Annotated in this window: 12 protein-coding genes; all 12 read right to left on the minus strand. The window is 42.7% G+C overall.

All coding sequences use genetic code 11. The annotated features are described in order from the left end of the window. Positions 1 to 63 precede the first annotated feature (63 nt). Positions 64 to 897, minus strand: a complete 834-nt coding sequence (gene trpA, locus RMX69_RS01950) for a tryptophan synthase subunit alpha (RefSeq protein ID WP_322636327.1) — start codon at positions 895 to 897, stop codon at positions 64 to 66. Between the two features lie 165 nt (positions 898 to 1,062). After that, positions 1,063 to 1,890 carry an indole-3-glycerol phosphate synthase TrpC gene (gene trpC / locus RMX69_RS01955; RefSeq protein ID WP_322636329.1) on the minus strand — a complete coding sequence of 276 codons (828 nt, stop codon included), beginning with the start codon at positions 1,888 to 1,890 and terminating at the stop codon, positions 1,063 to 1,065. 240 nt (positions 1,891 to 2,130) lie between these two features. Beyond that, the gene (locus tag RMX69_RS01960; RefSeq protein WP_322636331.1) at positions 2,131 to 4,323 is read right to left on the minus strand and encodes an anthranilate synthase; all 2,193 of its coding nucleotides are present in this window, start codon (positions 4,321 to 4,323) and stop codon (positions 2,131 to 2,133) included. Positions 4,324 to 4,789: 466 nt separating this feature from the next. Continuing rightward, a complete protein-coding gene (locus RMX69_RS01965; RefSeq protein ID WP_322636332.1) occupies positions 4,790 to 5,986 on the minus strand; it encodes a 3-dehydroquinate synthase in 1,197 nt (398 codons plus the stop codon). After that, positions 5,983 to 6,627 carry a DsbA family oxidoreductase gene (locus RMX69_RS01970; protein ID WP_322636333.1) on the minus strand — a complete coding sequence of 215 codons (645 nt, stop codon included), beginning with the start codon at positions 6,625 to 6,627 and terminating at the stop codon, positions 5,983 to 5,985. The genes RMX69_RS01965 and RMX69_RS01970 overlap by 4 nt, the downstream gene beginning before the upstream one ends. A 12-nt stretch (positions 6,628 to 6,639) precedes the next feature. After that, entirely contained in the window at positions 6,640 to 7,731 is a 1,092-nt protein-coding gene (tyrA, locus tag RMX69_RS01975; protein WP_322636334.1) for a bifunctional chorismate mutase/prephenate dehydrogenase, read from the minus strand. Between the two features lie 154 nt (positions 7,732 to 7,885). Beyond that, positions 7,886 to 9,067 (minus strand): scytonemin biosynthesis PEP-CTERM protein ScyF, encoded by a 1,182-nt coding sequence (scyF, locus tag RMX69_RS01980; protein WP_322636335.1) that lies wholly within the window; start codon positions 9,065 to 9,067, stop codon positions 7,886 to 7,888. A gap of 172 nt (positions 9,068 to 9,239) precedes the next feature. Beyond that, positions 9,240 to 10,622, minus strand: a complete 1,383-nt coding sequence (locus RMX69_RS01985) for a ScyD/ScyE family protein (protein ID WP_322636336.1) — start codon at positions 10,620 to 10,622, stop codon at positions 9,240 to 9,242. Between the two features lie 130 nt (positions 10,623 to 10,752). Next, positions 10,753 to 12,057: a ScyD/ScyE family protein gene (locus RMX69_RS01990; protein ID WP_322636337.1), complete on the minus strand. Its 1,305-nt coding sequence runs from the start codon at positions 12,055 to 12,057 to the stop codon at positions 10,753 to 10,755. Positions 12,058 to 12,146: 89 nt separating this feature from the next. Next, positions 12,147 to 13,115 (minus strand): scytonemin biosynthesis cyclase/decarboxylase ScyC, encoded by a 969-nt coding sequence (gene scyC, locus RMX69_RS01995; protein ID WP_289799628.1) that lies wholly within the window; start codon positions 13,113 to 13,115, stop codon positions 12,147 to 12,149. A 25-nt stretch (positions 13,116 to 13,140) separates the two neighbouring features. Next, positions 13,141 to 14,202 carry a tryptophan dehydrogenase ScyB gene (gene scyB / locus RMX69_RS02000; RefSeq protein ID WP_322636338.1) on the minus strand — a complete coding sequence of 354 codons (1,062 nt, stop codon included), beginning with the start codon at positions 14,200 to 14,202 and terminating at the stop codon, positions 13,141 to 13,143. Between the two features lie 423 nt (positions 14,203 to 14,625). Next, on the minus strand, positions 14,626 to 16,095 hold a 1,470-nt coding region (locus tag RMX69_RS02005; RefSeq protein WP_322636339.1), incomplete at its 5' end, for a thiamine pyrophosphate-dependent enzyme.

The raw sequence follows: 16,095 nt of genomic DNA on the forward strand, positions 1-16,095 counted from the left end.
GCAGAGGGCAGAGGGGCAGGGGGGCAGAGGGGCGCGTGTATACCCCTAAGTCTGCGGATGGATTTATCTCACCTCTTGAAGAGATGGACTTTTGCGCCGACTTTCTGTAATGGCTGTTTTAAGTTCTCGACAAAATTCTTCCACGGCTTGCAATCCTTCTGTTGGGCTACCTTCAGCTAACCGTTTCACAAAGGCGCTACCAACAATTACTGCGTCTGCTCCCCATTCCATGACTTGATGTGCCTGTTCTGGTGCAGAGATGCCAAAACCAACGCCGATGGGTTTATCGGTGACGCTTCGCAACTCGGTAATTAAATGCTCTACGCGGTTTTGGATTTGAGCGCGGATACCTGTAACTCCTGTTACGCTAACTAGATAGATAAAACCTTGAGATTGACGAGCGATCGCAACAATTCTATCTTGAGAACTGGTAGGAGCTACGAGTAAAATTACCTCAATTCCAAAAGAGGCAGCAGTTTGGATTAATTCTTCTGCTTCTTCTAAGGGTAAGTCTGGTACTACCAACCCTTGCACCCCAGCAACGGCAATTTGCGCCAAAAACGACTTAATACCCCGGTGCAAAATGGGATTGTAGTAAGTAAATAAAATTATCGGCGCTTTTAGGCTAGGAATGACTACGTGTAACATCTCTAGCACTTGCTCTAATTTCGTGCCTTTTTGCAAAGCGCGGGTTGCTGCTGCTTGAATCACAGGCCCATCTGCGAGAGGATCGGAGTAGGGTATGCCTAACTCGATAAAGTCAGCACCGTTGCGATCTAAGATGCGTAAAGCTTCGGCAGTAGTTTCTAAGTTAGGATCGCCTGCTGTGATAAAAGGGATTAAAGCACACTGTTGGCGATCGCGTAAAGTTTGAAAGGAATCGGAGATAGAAGTCATGCTGAAAAATAGTTAATGATTGTTTAATAGTTTTAGAATAATTTACACTTCTTGTGGGGTGGGCATCTTGCCCGCCATACAAACTGGGCGCTCATGTTGCCCACTCCACAATCAATAATTGAATATTTTTTTATTTGGAAGTCCCTTAGTAATTAGGTAACAGATTTAAGAAAAGCTCAAAATATCACGTACAGCTTGTTCTACATCGCTTTGTTTAACTAAAGACTCTCCAATCAAAACCGCACGCGCACCAGCCTCAGCGATAAGAGATAAATCAGCAGGTGTATACAGTCCAGATTCGCTGACGACGGTGATATCTAAGCTTTGTAATTGTTGTTGACGCTCTGCTAAAAGTTGCTGTGTTGTTCCTAAATCAAGGGTAAAATCTTCTAAATTGCGATTGTTGATTCCTACTAAACTTAGATTATCAAGCTTTAGCACTCGATCTAGTTCAGCCAAGGTATGGACTTCTACTAGCGCAGTCATGCCCAAATCGTGAATTACTTGCAAAAAATCTTGGAGTTCTCGATCTGATAAAATAGCTGCAATCAACAATACTGCATCTGCACCTGCTGTCCGTGCTAAATAAATTTGATAGCGGTCAATGATGAACTCCTTGCACAGTAAAGGTAATGCAACTTGTTGACGCACCTTTCGCAGATTATCAAAACTGCCCTGAAAAAACTTACAATCGGTGAGGACTGATAAACAAGCTGCACCACCTCGTTCATAAGCTTGAGCAATAGCAACTGGGTCAAAATCTGCGCGGATAATCCCACGGCTAGGTGATGCCTTTTTTACTTCAGCAATTAAGCTAGGTTGGTTGGGGTTTTCTTGCAAAGCAGTCAAGAAATTTCGCACAGTCGGGGCTGCATTTAACTGTTGTCGCAATGAGCCTAAAGGCAATTCTTGCTGCATTTGTGCAACTTCTTGCCTTTTATGCGACACAATTTCTTCAAGAATATGGCGGGAAGGAGCAACTTGGTTAGTCATAAAATGCTAGGGGGAGTGGGGAGGTTAGAAGTTAGGAGTTAGGAGTTAAGAGTTAGGAGTTATATTTCAATACGGTTCAGTTAAGCATTGTTTTCCTCTCTCTGTTTCCTCTGTGCCTCTGCGGTTCGTTAAAAAAATTGACTTTGATAAAGAGTTTTAGCCTTAACTGAACCGTATTGAGTTATATATGAGTTTTTGAGTTAAGAAGTTTCAGTTCTCCAAATTCCATATTCTCAACTCCTAACTCCTAACTAATGATTGCGTATATGCACGCACCACATTTTTAATTATTTCCAAACCGACTTTTCCACTTAAAGTCATGATTGATTCTGGATGAAACTGAACGGCGGCGATGGGAAGTGTTTGATGTTCAATGCCCATAATTACGTCGTCATCAGAAATCGCTGTTACTTTGAGTTCTTTTGGCAAACTTTGCGGTAGGGCAAACAATGAGTGATATCTACCGACTGCAAAGGATTCCGGTAAGTTTTTGAAGGTGACAGAATTGGAATCAGTGACGAAAATCCGTGAAGATTTACCATGTTGAGGATAGTTGAGAACTCCCAACTCGCCATCAAAAGCTTCAACGATGCCTTGCAATCCCAGACAAACTCCGAAAATCGGAATTTGGCGATGCAGAAGGGCGCCAACAGTCTGTGAAACCCCAAAATCACTGGGTCTACCAGGGCCAGGAGATAATACAACTAAGTCAGGGCGTTCTGTATCGAATAGCGATTCTGAGAAACCATGACGCAGTGTAGTAACGCTTGCACCAGTTTGGCGAATGTAATTGGCTAGGGTATGAACAAATGAGTCTTCGTAGTCTATTAATAAGATACGTTTGCCGGCTGCCGCACTTGGGAGGAGTTTCGTTAATTTTAGAGAACTGGACTCATCAATTTTCTGACTTGTTTGCTTTACACGGCGAATCGTTTCAAATAAAGCAGCAGCTTTAGTAATTGTTTCTTGTTCTTCTAACTGTGGTATGGAATCATAAAGGACAGTAGCCCCGACTCGCACTTCAGCGATGCAATCTTTTAATCGAATTGTCCGCAGAATTAAGCCAGTATTTAAATTCCCATTGAAATTTAAATAGCCGACTGCTCCACCATACCAACGTCGGGCGCTCTTTTCGTGCTGTTCAATAAAATTTATTGCTGCTCTTTTGGGTGCGCCGGTGACTGTAACTGCCCATGTATGCGAAAGAAAGGCATCTAAAGCATCGAATTGCGATCGCAGTGTCCCTTCAACATGATCTACTGTATGTATCAGATGGCTGTATAATTCAATTTGGCGACGACCAATCACTTGTACTGAACCAGGTTCGCAGATTCGGGATTTGTCATTGCGATCGACATCAGTACACATGGTCAACTCAGCTTCATCTTTGTGAGAGTTGAGTAACTGACGAATTTGCACCGCATCGTCAAGAGCATCTTGTCCCCGGCTAATAGTGCCACTAATGGGACAAGTTTCTACCCGCCTACCTTCAACCCGCACAAACATTTCTGGAGATGCACCAATCAGATATTCGCCACCTAAATTAAAAATAAACCCATAAGGACTAGGATTTATATCTTTTAAAGTTTCAAATAATTTGCTGGGTTCGTCTTCATAGCCTTCAAAAAAGTTTTGGCTAGGAACAACTTCAAATAAATCGCCTCTGCGGAAATAATCGAGTGCAACCTCAACTTTTTTCGCATATTCGCCTACTTTATGGTCAGCCGTTTGATTCGGTAAAAGATGTTTGCCACGATAATCTACAGACTCACCTGTTCTAGGAAGATTCTTTGTATTGCCGCGCGCTGTTTTAAAATCATATTGTAGACGAAATGCACGTTGCTGATAATAGTCAACAACAATCAATTCATCTGGCAGATAAAGCACTAAATCGCGCTGATCTGTAGGACGTTTTAGATGTTGGGTAATTGGTTCAAACTGAAAAACTAAGTCATAACCAAACGCCCCATACAAGCCTAAATGCTCGTCTTCTTGACTAGAGAAAGTATATAGAATTTCCCTAACAACTGTAAATGATGAAGGCTGTTTACTACGTTCTTCTTCAGTAAATAATTTTTCTGAAGGTTTAATAAAGCCTAGAGCAATGTTATTTTCTTGGGTGACATTCTCAAGTTGTTCTGACAGAGATAGTCTCTCTAAAAGGAATGGCAAAAGTACTTGACCGCGTTCATTCAACGCTATCAAAGTGAAAGCATTACCCTGTGTAGTCAACTCCAACGGTGGATTGACAAATCCGATTGCCCATCTTTTATATCTGCCAGGATATTCATAGCTACTCCTTAGCAACCCTCCGCGCTGAGAATTTAAATGGAACAGAATATCATCGAGAGCAGTGTCCATCTTAACTTCAGTAATGGAGCGAGAAACACTTACACCGCCAAGGGTTTTGTAAGAACGTGAATCAAAAACCATGATTAATTTCTCTAGAATATTTGTTAATCAACCATTAATCATTATTAGTAATTATTTTCAAACCTAGAACAGACTTAGATAACTTTCTATCAATCTAAGCCAACATACAATACTTGTCGGTTAAGGGGAAAAGGGGAAAGAAAAAACCTTTAACCTTTACCCTTTAACCTTTACCCCAAACCCAATTCCGAGTTAAAAATCCTTAACCGAGCAGTATTGAGCCAACATATTATTTTTAAAAGATGTAATCAAAAACCTTTCGTCTCTCATTTAATAATACTAGATATCAAGCAGATAATACATTGAATAATTTTTCGATTAGGTGTCAATTTATTCGCTTTTTACACTGCATTCCTAGTACATTTCCCAACAATCCCATTTAAAAATATCCACCTCCCCCAAAAGTAGTAAATAACCTCATAAAACCTCAGCGTTCCTTCGCGCTTCCCTCAGCGTTCCTCTGCGTTTAAAACTCCCCCCTCACTTCCCCCAACAGCGATATTGCTTGCCCATACAAAAACAAATCCACCTCATGAACCTCAATTCTTTTTCCAATCCCTTTCAACAGCGTCAAAGTCAACTCCCCCCCCAAATGTTCGCGGAATTCAGTCAAACCCCGAAACAAACAATCAGGATCTTCCAATTGTGATAACTTCTGAGCTAGTTCAGGCACATACAACGTAAAACCCAACGCCGATAAAGTATTTAATATCCGTTGCCACTCCGAACAATCCAGCAATCCTGCTAAATAAGAATAAGTACTATCCAAAGCAATACCGATCGCAACAGCTTCGCCATGACGCAAGCGATAATTTGTCAGATGCTCCAGCTTATGAGCCGCCCAATGTCCAAAATCCAAGGGACGAGACGAACCCATCTCAAAAGGATCGCCGCCATTGGCAATATGTTCTAAATGCAACTCGGCGCAACGATAGATAACCTGTTGCATACTATCCATATCTCGCCGCCTCAAAGCTGCGGTGTGAGAGTGGATAAAATCAAAAAAGCTAGCATCCTTAATTAGCGCAACTTTGACTGCTTCTGCAATTCCAGAACGCCAATCGCGATCATCTAGAGTTGTCAAGAACGCAGAATCATTTATAACTGCATAAGGTGGCGCAAATGTCCCCAAAAAGTTCTTTTTACCAAAGGCATTGATGCCGTTTTTGACGCCAACCCCCGAATCATTTTGCGCTAACACCGTCGTTGGCACTCGAATGAGACGAATACCCCGGTGAGCAGTTGCGGCTGCATATCCTACCAAATCCAACATCGCCCCACCCCCGATCGCTAACACATAAGAATGGCGACATAATCCGGCAGCTTCAATCTGTTGCTGGATTTGCTCTAATAAAGTGCGATCGTTTTTAGCAGCTTCTCCTCCAGAAATTATCATTGGTTCAGCTGCGATCGCTAGTACCTCTGCATAAAACTTGGTATACGCGACTAATTGCTTCACCAATTCCGGTTGATACTTTAATATTCCTGCATCTATGACTGCAACTAATTTCTTTGGCTTTGTCTCTTCATCCGCACCAACCACTTGGGCTAATGTAGGATTTTTCAACTCAAATAAATTTTGGGTGAAGTAAACTTCGTAGTTAAAAGTAACCGAAACACGCTGATGAATTAATCTACTTTTTTGCTTGATGTCAACTATCATATTTTTGCAGGTATATCTAAAAGTGCAGCACGATTCAAAGTTTCTAGGAACACCTCTACCGAGTGAGAACCATTTACCTTAACTTTGTCATTGATGACGAAGAATGGCACGCTGTTGATGCCATTTAACCGAGCAAATGTTGATTCAGCAATAACTGTATCACTCACTGCGCGATCGTTTAATTGCAACTTTAATTCGCTAGCATTCATCTGATACGCTGTACCGATGGCAACAAGAACGTCAAGATTTCCAATGTTAAAACCGTCTTCAAAATAAGCTTGATAAATAGCTTCGACAACATCGTTTTTTGTGTTTGTGGGTGCAAGTGCAATTAATTGATGAGAAAGCTTAGTATTGACAGCTAAACGGATTTTTTCAAAATTTAGCTTAACTCCAGCCGCCTCACCTGCGCGTTGCGTACTATCAAATAGCTGTTGTATTTCTTCCGCTTTCATCCCTTTTCTATTTTGCATAAAACTGCGAAATTCGTATCCCTCCGCAGGAACAGTATTGTCTAAAAGAAAAGGATGCCAGCGGATATGTACTTCTTGTTCTTGCTGTTGTGCCAGTGCATCAAACAGATGTTTTTTCCCAATTCTGCACCAAGGACAAACGGTATCGTGAAAGATGTCTATCAGCATATTTATATTGATTTAAATGCTAATATTTGTGTGCAATTTTGGTTGAAAATCTCGTTGGATAGCCATTGTATTTAAAGGCTGTATAAAAGTATTAATTTTCTCTTCAAAAAAGCTTTGAGCCTTTTCAAACTCCTGAATTAATGCGTCTCTATCTTTCATCGCTACTAGTTTTGCCAAACGACTGTAAGTATCAGCTAAAAAGCTAATTGCATCACATCTTTCTTCTGTAGCTAGCATAATATCCACACATAAGTGAGGGCTTTGGGAAAACAAACGTTTAACAATGTCAATTTCTTGACGATAGTTAGAAGTTGACATGGTTAAAGTCTGTTGTATATCGATTTTTGCTTGTGCTAAGAAAACACCAAGACTAAATCTACAGAAATGTTGTGTTGCTTGAACGATCACCATCATGCGATCGTGTTCTTCAGGCGTACAAACAATTAACTCTCCACCTTGATTTTTAATCAAGTCTAAAAACCATTGAAAGGAATCATCGTTTCGACCTGGGCAGACCACTACTTTTTGTCCAAAAAACGATTTTACATCTGGCCCAAACATTGGGTGTAAACCCATGACTGGGCCAGAATGGTGTTCGAGCATTGCTTGAGTTGGCTGTGTTTTAATACTCGTAATATCACACAAAGCGGTAGTTGGCGCAAGGTATTTCGCTACACGCTTGATAACATCAACTGTATGTTCAATGGGAACGCTGACTAAAACTAATTCGGTCTGACTTAATAGTTGATCTGCATATTCCCAATCATCAGATTCGAGGACGCTAACATTATTACCTACTAGCGAAAGTTGCTCTTTAAATAATTTTCCCATCCTGCCGCATCCACCGATGATGGTAATTTGTCGGGGAGTGACATGATTTGTTGCATATTTAGGAATCAGAGTAGTATGACAACTATTTAGCACACTTGCCCAAACAGACTCAGAAATACCAGCTTCAGCAAGTAGGGGAGCGACATCAGCCAGTTGCTCATCTAAAGAAGGCTGTTCTGATGCTGCTAATAATGATATGCGATCGCTCAATAAAGCGATCAACCTCTGGTCAGTTTTTTTCAGCCGATCTGAATAAGAGGATTTCAAAGACATTTTTCTTCCAATTTTCAAATATCAACAAGTTATTCTTGACAACTCAATTTAGGCAAAATATCCCAAGTTCTTTGTCCTGAAGGTTTGTAGTAAGTACTTCAGTGCTTAAAAAATAAAGACTAAAGTCCTTACTACGAACTTGCTTACCTGACTACTAGCACTGTTTTTGCAATTCTTTCTGTAGTTGTCCGCGTTTCCGCAATGTGACGGTAACAGCCCCAAATCCAAGCAATGCTAAACCCAATGCTGAACTAGATTCCGGTACTTGCCTTCTGCCCTCTACGTTTAACACCTGAACGCGACCTTGAAAGAAATCGCCCACATAAAGCTTGCCATCTTTGAGGCTTGTACCACCGGTCCAGTTAAATCTGCCTGGTGTGAGGTCGAGTGGATTACCAAAAGGAGGACCAGTTAATGCTGGAGGCGGGACTAAGTTGCCTGATGCATCTAGGGCTGGTTGGCCGTAGGAAGTCAAGAAGTTACCGTTTTTATCAAATACCTGAACGCGGCTGTTGATAGAATCAGCTACATAAACATTCTCTTGGTCGTCCACTTCGATGCCAATTGGCTGAAGAAGCTGTCCAGGTTCGCTACCTGCTGAACCAAATGCCAACAGAGGATTACCATTTGGATCGAGTACTTGAACGCGGTTATTATACTGGTCAGCTACAAAGATATTTCCACTAACTGGGGAAATTCTTACACCTGCTACACCTTGGAATTGCCCAGGTGCAGAGCCATTGGCGCCACCAATCACACCAATTTGCTGTCCGTCAGATGTGAATTTAAGGATTCTTTCGCCGTTAAAATCACCTACGTAAACGTTGCCAGTTTTGTCAAAAGTTACACCAGATGGCCCAAAGAAAAACCTACCTGGTACGAGAGGGGTAAATTCTCCATTTGCAAAGGATCTAATAAAGTTACCCTGAGAATCGAATTGATTGATGCGGTTGTTGTAAACATCACCTGCATACAAATCCCCTGTTACTGGATTAAAGTCTACAGTTGTTGGCTCGTCGAACTGTCCGGGCCCTGTGCCGCCGGAGCCAATTGCTCCAATATACTGACCGCTTGGACTAAATTTTTCAATTTTGTTACCGAGGTTGTAGTTAGGAGTACCATCGGCCGGGTTAATACCGCGTCCGTTAGCTATGAGGGTATTCCCTTGGCTATCCACCGCTATACCTTGGGGAACAAACAGTTCTCCAGGGCCGAAACCAGGACTACCGATACTTCTGTCGTAAGTTAATGTTACAGCATTGGCTGGGGCTGCTGTTGCCAACACCATGAATCCAGTACCGAGAATTCCGATTGAGAAATTTTTGACTAATCCCATGAGTTTGAAGTCCTGGTTGTATGAGTGTATACTCGTTCCTAGACTAATTTCGTTCCCCGTCCCAGTTTGGGAACCCTAATATTCGGGCTGCTGCCTCTTGTTTGAAATGCAACTTTCTGTGTAAGGCAGCAGCCTATTTTCTAACCATTACCTGACACCAGGTAATGAGGAATTAGACTATCTCTGCTTTGGGTAGCAATTCACCCAGCTTGTCTTGGCGTTTGCGCTTGGCGATCGCACCAGTTGCGCCTACACTAGCAAGTGCTAATAAGCTAAGTATTGAAGTAGGTTCAGGGACTTTTTCGGCAACGATACCATCTACCCGAACAACCGATCCTAGTTCTGGGCCAACTCCGCGTTTGGTGATGTATATTTGCCCGTCAGGGCCAATATCGATTCCAGCAGACGATTCCAGCCCTTCACCGGCAGCAACCAAGGTTGTACGAGTTAGATCGGGAGCAACTTTAATCAGAGAACCGGGAAGGAACCGCAAGTCACCCTTCAACTGAGACTCATCACCGAACTGCAACACTAGCAAGTTGCCTTGATCATCAAAGGTTAAGTCAGTGATTTGCGTAAACCCATCTAGGAAAACCTCTGGGTTGCCATCGTCGCCGATGCGGAAGATCCGCGATTCATTTTCTGGATATGGAAAACCTGAGTATTCGGCAACGTACAAGGCTCCATCGGGGCCAATCGTGCCACCTGTAGGTACTGCTTGAATTGCGATGTTTCCTCCTGGAAGTATTTCTACTAAACCTGGAGGTAGTTCTTGTCCTGGTGGTAAAGGTGGCAATGTTGAAGCACTAAGGACTTTCTTGGGAATTGCAATTGCCTCAGACTCACTTCCGTCAAGTTTGATTTTGTAAGCGGTGTTTCCACCCCCGTCAACTACATAAGCAGTATCACCATTAACGGTCAAATCAAAGGGATTGGTAACTACATCCCCACCGTCTGGGTTATTAGTGATTTCATACTTGCCGAAGTCGAAAATACTTTCCAGCTTTCCGGTATTCAAGTCAGCTTTGAAAAGTTGTGCTAAAAGCGGAGTATTCAGTACTTTATCGGGTGTGGATGGCGGGAAAGTAGCAAGTTGCTGTGGTGGGATAGTGAATTGAGAACCAAGGTTAAGTGATTCTAGATCACGATTTCCTGGATAACCAGCAAACCCAGTTAGAAGATAAGCATTCCCCAGAGAGTCGAATTGTATATCTTGAATACCAGCGCCTTGGTTGCCACTGGGTTGCTCTGCTATAGATTCAAAGTTATTGAATAGACGCTGTTTGGTGCCATCTGATGCAACTTTGACCAGCGAACCACTATTACCAGCACAGATCGGCTGAAACAAGGTACTCGGAGATGGTTGGCAATTTCCGTTTCCTCCGATACCTGGCTCTGCTACGTAAAGACTGCCGTCTAGGCCAAAGCTAACACCCCGTGCATTACTGATTCCATCGACAATTGTCGTTAGTGTTGCAGCTTGTACAGATGGTGTTCCGCAAATAGCAGCAAAACAAAATGTCAGAGATGTAAGAGCAAATGATTTGAGTTTCATACCTTTCAAGGGAGATTAAAGAGTTACTAATTTTGGGAAAGTTTTATGGTTTTAAAGAGAAGGAATTCTAAGTCCCTGAAGAATGCAGGGTAAATGTCCTTGAGAGGCACTGATATTGGTTTGAAACTTTTTACTTGAGCGCCACAACTCTATCTGTGAGAGGTTTAGAGTTTCTTTTCTTGTGCAACCAAGCAACGCCAAAAGCACCGATCGCTAATACGCCGAAAGCAGAACTCGGTTCAGGGACAGATTTGATATTTTCAATTCTGAGAACTTGTCCAAGTCCAGGGCGATCGCCTCGGTTGGTGACGTATACTGCACCATCAGCACCAATAGTCAAGGCGCTAGGCGACTCTAATCCATTGCCACTCAGCAGAGTTGTGCGTGTGCCATCGGCAGCCATTTTGATGACAGAACCATCAAAATTACCTTTCCAAGCTGACTGATTGGCGTACTGCAAAGCATATAAATTGCCTTCAGTATCAAATTCCAAGTCGGTGAGTTGGGTAAAACCATCGGCGAAGACTGATGATTTACCATCAGCAGCGACTCGATAGATTTTTGCCCCACCTTCAGGGAAGGGGAAACCAGTAAACTGGCTGACATAATAAGCACCATCGGGGCCTTTTGCCACCCCTGAAGGTACTGGTTGAGTTGCAAACTGCGATGGGCGAAGCCCCGCCTTCGGCGTTCGCACCTCTTCACCTTGAGATGGCACTTGGGCTGGTTCATTAGATGGTGTACCGGAGGGTGGAAAAACTGGATTAGTTAATATGTCTTGGGGAAACGCAACTATGGCCTGCAAATTACTGCTATCAGTATTAACACTGAGTAAGTCGTTTGCACCTGCATCAACTGCAACTAACTTATTGCCATCTATGACAAAACCCAAAGGATTGCTACCGACATCACCACCATCGGGATTATTGGCGAGTTCATAGTTACCTATATCAGCAACACTCGTCCAGGAATTGGTATTAAAATCGGGAGCAATGATTTTACCGAGGTCAGTGTAACCTAAATTGCGATCGCGAAAGGTCGGATTCGCCCCATACCCAATCAGAACATAAGGTTTACCCGTAGCATCAAATTTGATGTCACGAGGACCACCGGCTCCAGTACCATCTGGTAATGCTAAAGAAGGTAGTCCTGTAAGTATGCGTTCGGTTTTACCATTCTCAATTTTGGTAACTGCCCCACTTGTGCCATAGCATAAAGAGTCACCTTGACCACTTGCTGGTGGGACACAAGCGCCACTTCCTCCGATTCCCGCTTCTGTAACATAGAGATTACCATCAGGGCTAAAACTCAGTCCACCGGCATTATATAGACCGTCGGCGATTACTGAAAAGGAAGCAGCTGAGGCAGCTTTCATTCCCGAAAAAGCGGCAACACAAAAGGTGAGGATAGTAATAGTAAGTGGCTTCAGTTTCATGTGTTGCAATAAGGCTAATCGTGGGGAGTTGAGAGGTGAATTTTAAACGCAGAGGGACGCAGAGGGAAGCGCAGAGTAGCGCTGAGGTTTTAATTAGTTAGTAGTGATTCTTGAATTTTTGGTAGATAGCTCATTCCTCGGTCAAATGATTTGAGGTTGCCAGCTTTAGCTTCGAGTAAACGTTTGATGTTCATGCTCTCAGCACCATAGTCTTCAATCTGAAGTTTGCCGTGGGTGACAGTTCCATCTGTTTTCCAGAATGTAATTCGATGTAGGATAAAACCAGAGGCTTCTGGGTCAGCGAAAGAGTATGCAGTTGGAATAAGTAAAGCTACAGAACGCTGATAATATTCGTAATCTGGATAAAAATGTTCTTGTTCAAGTAAGTAGTATTTACTCAAAGAATGAACTCGCACAGAAACTTTTACTTTTTGGTCATATTCATCTTTGAATTCACCTGATTCAGCAGTGATCTCACCATTGGGTCGCAGTAAATGCGCCCACTCATCTACATTTTTTAAGTCTTTTAAGTATTCAATGCCGATCTCAATTGGGGCATCAACATAAATAGTGTCTGTATCGATAAAGTGGCTTCCTTTGGCTGCTGAGGTTAGACCGGCTTTGCGTTCCAAATTACCTTTGAGAGAACGACATTCAGAAGTGTGTACTGTATGAATTCCCTGCATAATCATCTGAGTCTGCCGTTTGGGATCGACAAAGCTCAACCAGTGAAAATACACACCTTTTTCATCTGTTCCAGGCTCGATATAATCTGTAGGAAATAGCAAGACAGGATAAACCTGAAAATATTTCTGATACTCTAATCCACAGTGCCACTCAATGCCGTAGAAAAGCGGATTTTCTAGTTTTTTAACATGATAGTAAAGATTTTTGTGATAACCAGACGCAGTTCCGAGCCAGGTATCTTCGTCAATTTGCTCTTTCATCCGGCTATAAAGCGTCCATTCATCTAAGTTCTTCAAGCTGCAAAGATACTCAAAGGCGCTCTCTGGTGAAGTTGCAATATAAGCTGATGTCGCAAAGGTATTTTTTTCCATTTCTCACCCCTGAAGATAATAATAATTAGGCTGCGATCGCTGTACTCTGATTTTGCTTACCGTTCTTGATCCGGTCTTCTGCTAATCGTCTAGCAGCATCGTTAGTAGTAACTCCTTGCTCTTTCGCAATTTCAAAAATTGCTAATAGCGTGTCATAAATGTTATGCACTTGCTTGAAAGCTTTTTCTTCGTCATAACCAATCATTTCGTTGTAAACATTGATTAGTCCTCCAGCATTAATTACATAATCAGGGCTGTAAAGAATTCCTTTTTTAGCAAGCATTTGACTATGTAGTTGCTCATTTTCTAATTGATTATTAGCTGCACCAGCAATAATCGAAGCTTGCAGGAAAGGAATTGTATGACTATTCAGAATTCCTCCTAAAGCACAAGGAGCAAATATATCTACATCCAGTGAGTAAATTTCGGTTGGTTCTACAACGGTTGCGCCAAAAAGCCGTTTCACTTCTTCCGCTTTTACTGGATCTACATCACTCACAAAAAGCTGGACATCATGCTCATGTAAGTGACGACAGAGATTTTTACCAACATTTCCTAAGCCTTGAACTGCAACCTTCATGCCATCAAGTCTTTTACTCTGCCAATGAGATTCTACAGCGGCTTTAATTCCGAGAAAAACTCCTAGTGATGTTATGGGAGCAGGCCCGCCAGATTTTTCTGATACCCCAACAACATATTTAGTTTCTTGACTAATTGTCCGCACATCATCAGGAGTAATATTGACATCTTGTCCAGTAATAAAACGCCCATTCAAGCTATCAACAAAACGTCCATAAGCTCTCAATAGATCGTCTGTTTTATTTTCAGGATTAGCGATAATGACTGCTTTTCCACCACCAGCCGGAATATTGGCACAGGCTGCTTTATATGTCATTCCACGGCTTAGACGAAGTGCATCTTTTAAAGCAGCTTCTTCGTTGACATAAGGTAAGATTCTTGTAGCTCCCATCGCGGGGCCCAAGGTTGTGTCATGGATAGCAATAATTGCCTTAATTTCGGGATTTTTACCATGACAGAAAAGAACTTGTTCGTGACCCATTTCTCTAACAGTTTCAAATAGTAGCATCTTGACCTCTCGATATTGTTTGGGATTGGTTAGAGAAAGTAATTAACATTACAAAATGTAAATGGATAGACACAAAAGTCCTCTGGAAGATTAGGATTGGATGAAGTAAGAAAAACTTTTGTGTTCAAATAAACATTTAAAATTCCAGTTTGGTGAGTGTAGTTATTAGCTGGAATAAGAGAATAAGGAAACGAACCGCAAAGGGCGCAGAGAACGCAAAGTTAAGAAAGCTTTAAAGGGTTTTTGCATCAGTGTTGTGAATTTTTGAAAGATTGGGATGCTCCCGTGTTTTACTCTCTTCCTTCGCGTCCTTTGTGTCCTTCTCTAACGAGACGCTGCGCGAATGCGGTTCGTTAAAAAAAATCTTTGAGCCGGAAGAGAGTAATATCTACAACAATCGAATAAGATTGCCAGCTTTTAAAATCAAACCATTGGAAAAGAAACTTGTTTGGCTGCATTTTTCGCGGCACTTGATTTAACTCCTTGTGCTGCCAAACTCTTATTACGTCCACCAGAAGGTGCTGGGCGATCGGCATCAATCACTACATCGATTAAAAAGGGAACAGTTGATGCGATCGCTTGTTCTAATGCGGCTTCAATATCTGACTCTCTGACTACGACGATCGCTTCTGCTCCCATCCCACGAGCAATCATGGCAAAGTTCGTCGGTGGAAGTGTGGCATCTGCACCCTTTAACCCCAAGATTTTCATCCCTTGATGGCACATGTTGTAACGCGCATCGTTAAGTACAATCCAGATTGCGGGAATTTTGTATTTCACAGCTGTGCTGATTTCGTTATTCATCAGCATTGCTCCATCGCCGACAATACCCACAGCCTTACTATTGTTCGCCAACGCTGCACCCAATACTCCGGTGACGGCGTGACCCATTGCTCCGACTCCGGTGCTGACTCGGTAACGATTGGCTTCGGCAAATTGTAGTAAATGAGTTGACCAAGTAAAGGAGTTACCGCACTCTGCCATTACTATCGCATCGCTACCCTCAACAACGATCTTTTGAATTGCTGCCATCAATACTTCTGGACGTACTGGATAGTCTACGTCTGATGCCGGTTCAATTGCTTTGTGTTCTGGGCGAGGTAACAGCATTGTGGAATCAGGAGCATCTGGCAATTGCTGCAACAACTCTTTCACAAAAGCTTTGATGTCAGACCGAACTCCGAAAGTTTCAACGTGGGGATAGGCTACACCTGGAACTTCCGGGTCAATATCAACATGGATAAAACCTCTTTTTGGAACTAGCGCCGAACTCCAGAAGGAAGTCGGTTCGCCAAGACGGGTTCCTAATACGAGTGTGCGTAGTGGAGGTTGTTCTTCCATATAAGTTAAGACGGAAGCATGGCCGCCTAAACCTGTGACACCCACAAATTGGCGATGATCTTCAGGGAAGATACCTTTACCACGGGGTGAGCAGATAACGGCGGCTCCGGTTCTTTCAGCGAGTTCAAGGATTTCAGCTGCTGCGTCACGCGCACCGAAACCAACCCAGATAGCAAAGGGGCCAGATGATAATAACTCTACCGATTTAGCGATCGCTTCTTTGGAAGCAGTCATTGGAAAGGGAGAAATATCTAGCTGAGGTAAGGCTATATCTTCAACTAAACTTGTCTGCACAGCAGTAGGAATGCTCAAATGGGCGACAAATCCGCCTGGTTGCGCCATAGCTAAAGCCAATTTACGAAAAATCTGCGGTAGTTGAGCCGCAGATTCAATCGTGATTGCATAATTGAATAACGCTCCTGGGGTAAAAATTCCCCCACTTGGCAATGTATAAGTACTGGTTTCTTGAATTGCCCAACGTCCACGCTGCGGTGCTGAGGGACTTCCAAAGAATAAATTATTCCAAGAAAAATAAGAGACAGGTTTTCTCAA

This window comes from Nostoc sp. EspVER01 (genome assembly GCF_034530635.1).
Lineage (GTDB): Bacteria > Cyanobacteriota > Cyanobacteriia > Cyanobacteriales > Nostocaceae > Nostoc.

Coding starts and splice junctions, on each gene's coding strand:
- RMX69_RS01990 (WP_322636337.1), bottom strand. CDS start 12,057: ATGAAACTGAAGCCACTTACTATTACTATCCTCACCTTTTGTGTTGCC.
- RMX69_RS01965 (WP_322636332.1), bottom strand. CDS start 5,986: ATGATAGTTGACATCAAGCAAAAAAGTAGATTAATTCATCAGCGTGTT.
- RMX69_RS01985 (WP_322636336.1), bottom strand. CDS start 10,622: ATGAAACTCAAATCATTTGCTCTTACATCTCTGACATTTTGTTTTGCT.
- tyrA (WP_322636334.1), bottom strand. CDS start 7,731: ATGTCTTTGAAATCCTCTTATTCAGATCGGCTGAAAAAAACTGACCAG.
- scyF (WP_322636335.1), bottom strand. CDS start 9,067: ATGGGATTAGTCAAAAATTTCTCAATCGGAATTCTCGGTACTGGATTC.
- scyC (WP_289799628.1), bottom strand. CDS start 13,115: ATGGAAAAAAATACCTTTGCGACATCAGCTTATATTGCAACTTCACCA.
- trpA (WP_322636327.1), bottom strand. CDS start 897: ATGACTTCTATCTCCGATTCCTTTCAAACTTTACGCGATCGCCAACAG.
- scyB (WP_322636338.1), bottom strand. CDS start 14,202: ATGCTACTATTTGAAACTGTTAGAGAAATGGGTCACGAACAAGTTCTT.
- RMX69_RS01960 (WP_322636331.1), bottom strand. CDS start 4,323: ATGGTTTTTGATTCACGTTCTTACAAAACCCTTGGCGGTGTAAGTGTT.
- RMX69_RS01970 (WP_322636333.1), bottom strand. CDS start 6,627: ATGCTGATAGACATCTTTCACGATACCGTTTGTCCTTGGTGCAGAATT.
- trpC (WP_322636329.1), bottom strand. CDS start 1,890: ATGACTAACCAAGTTGCTCCTTCCCGCCATATTCTTGAAGAAATTGTG.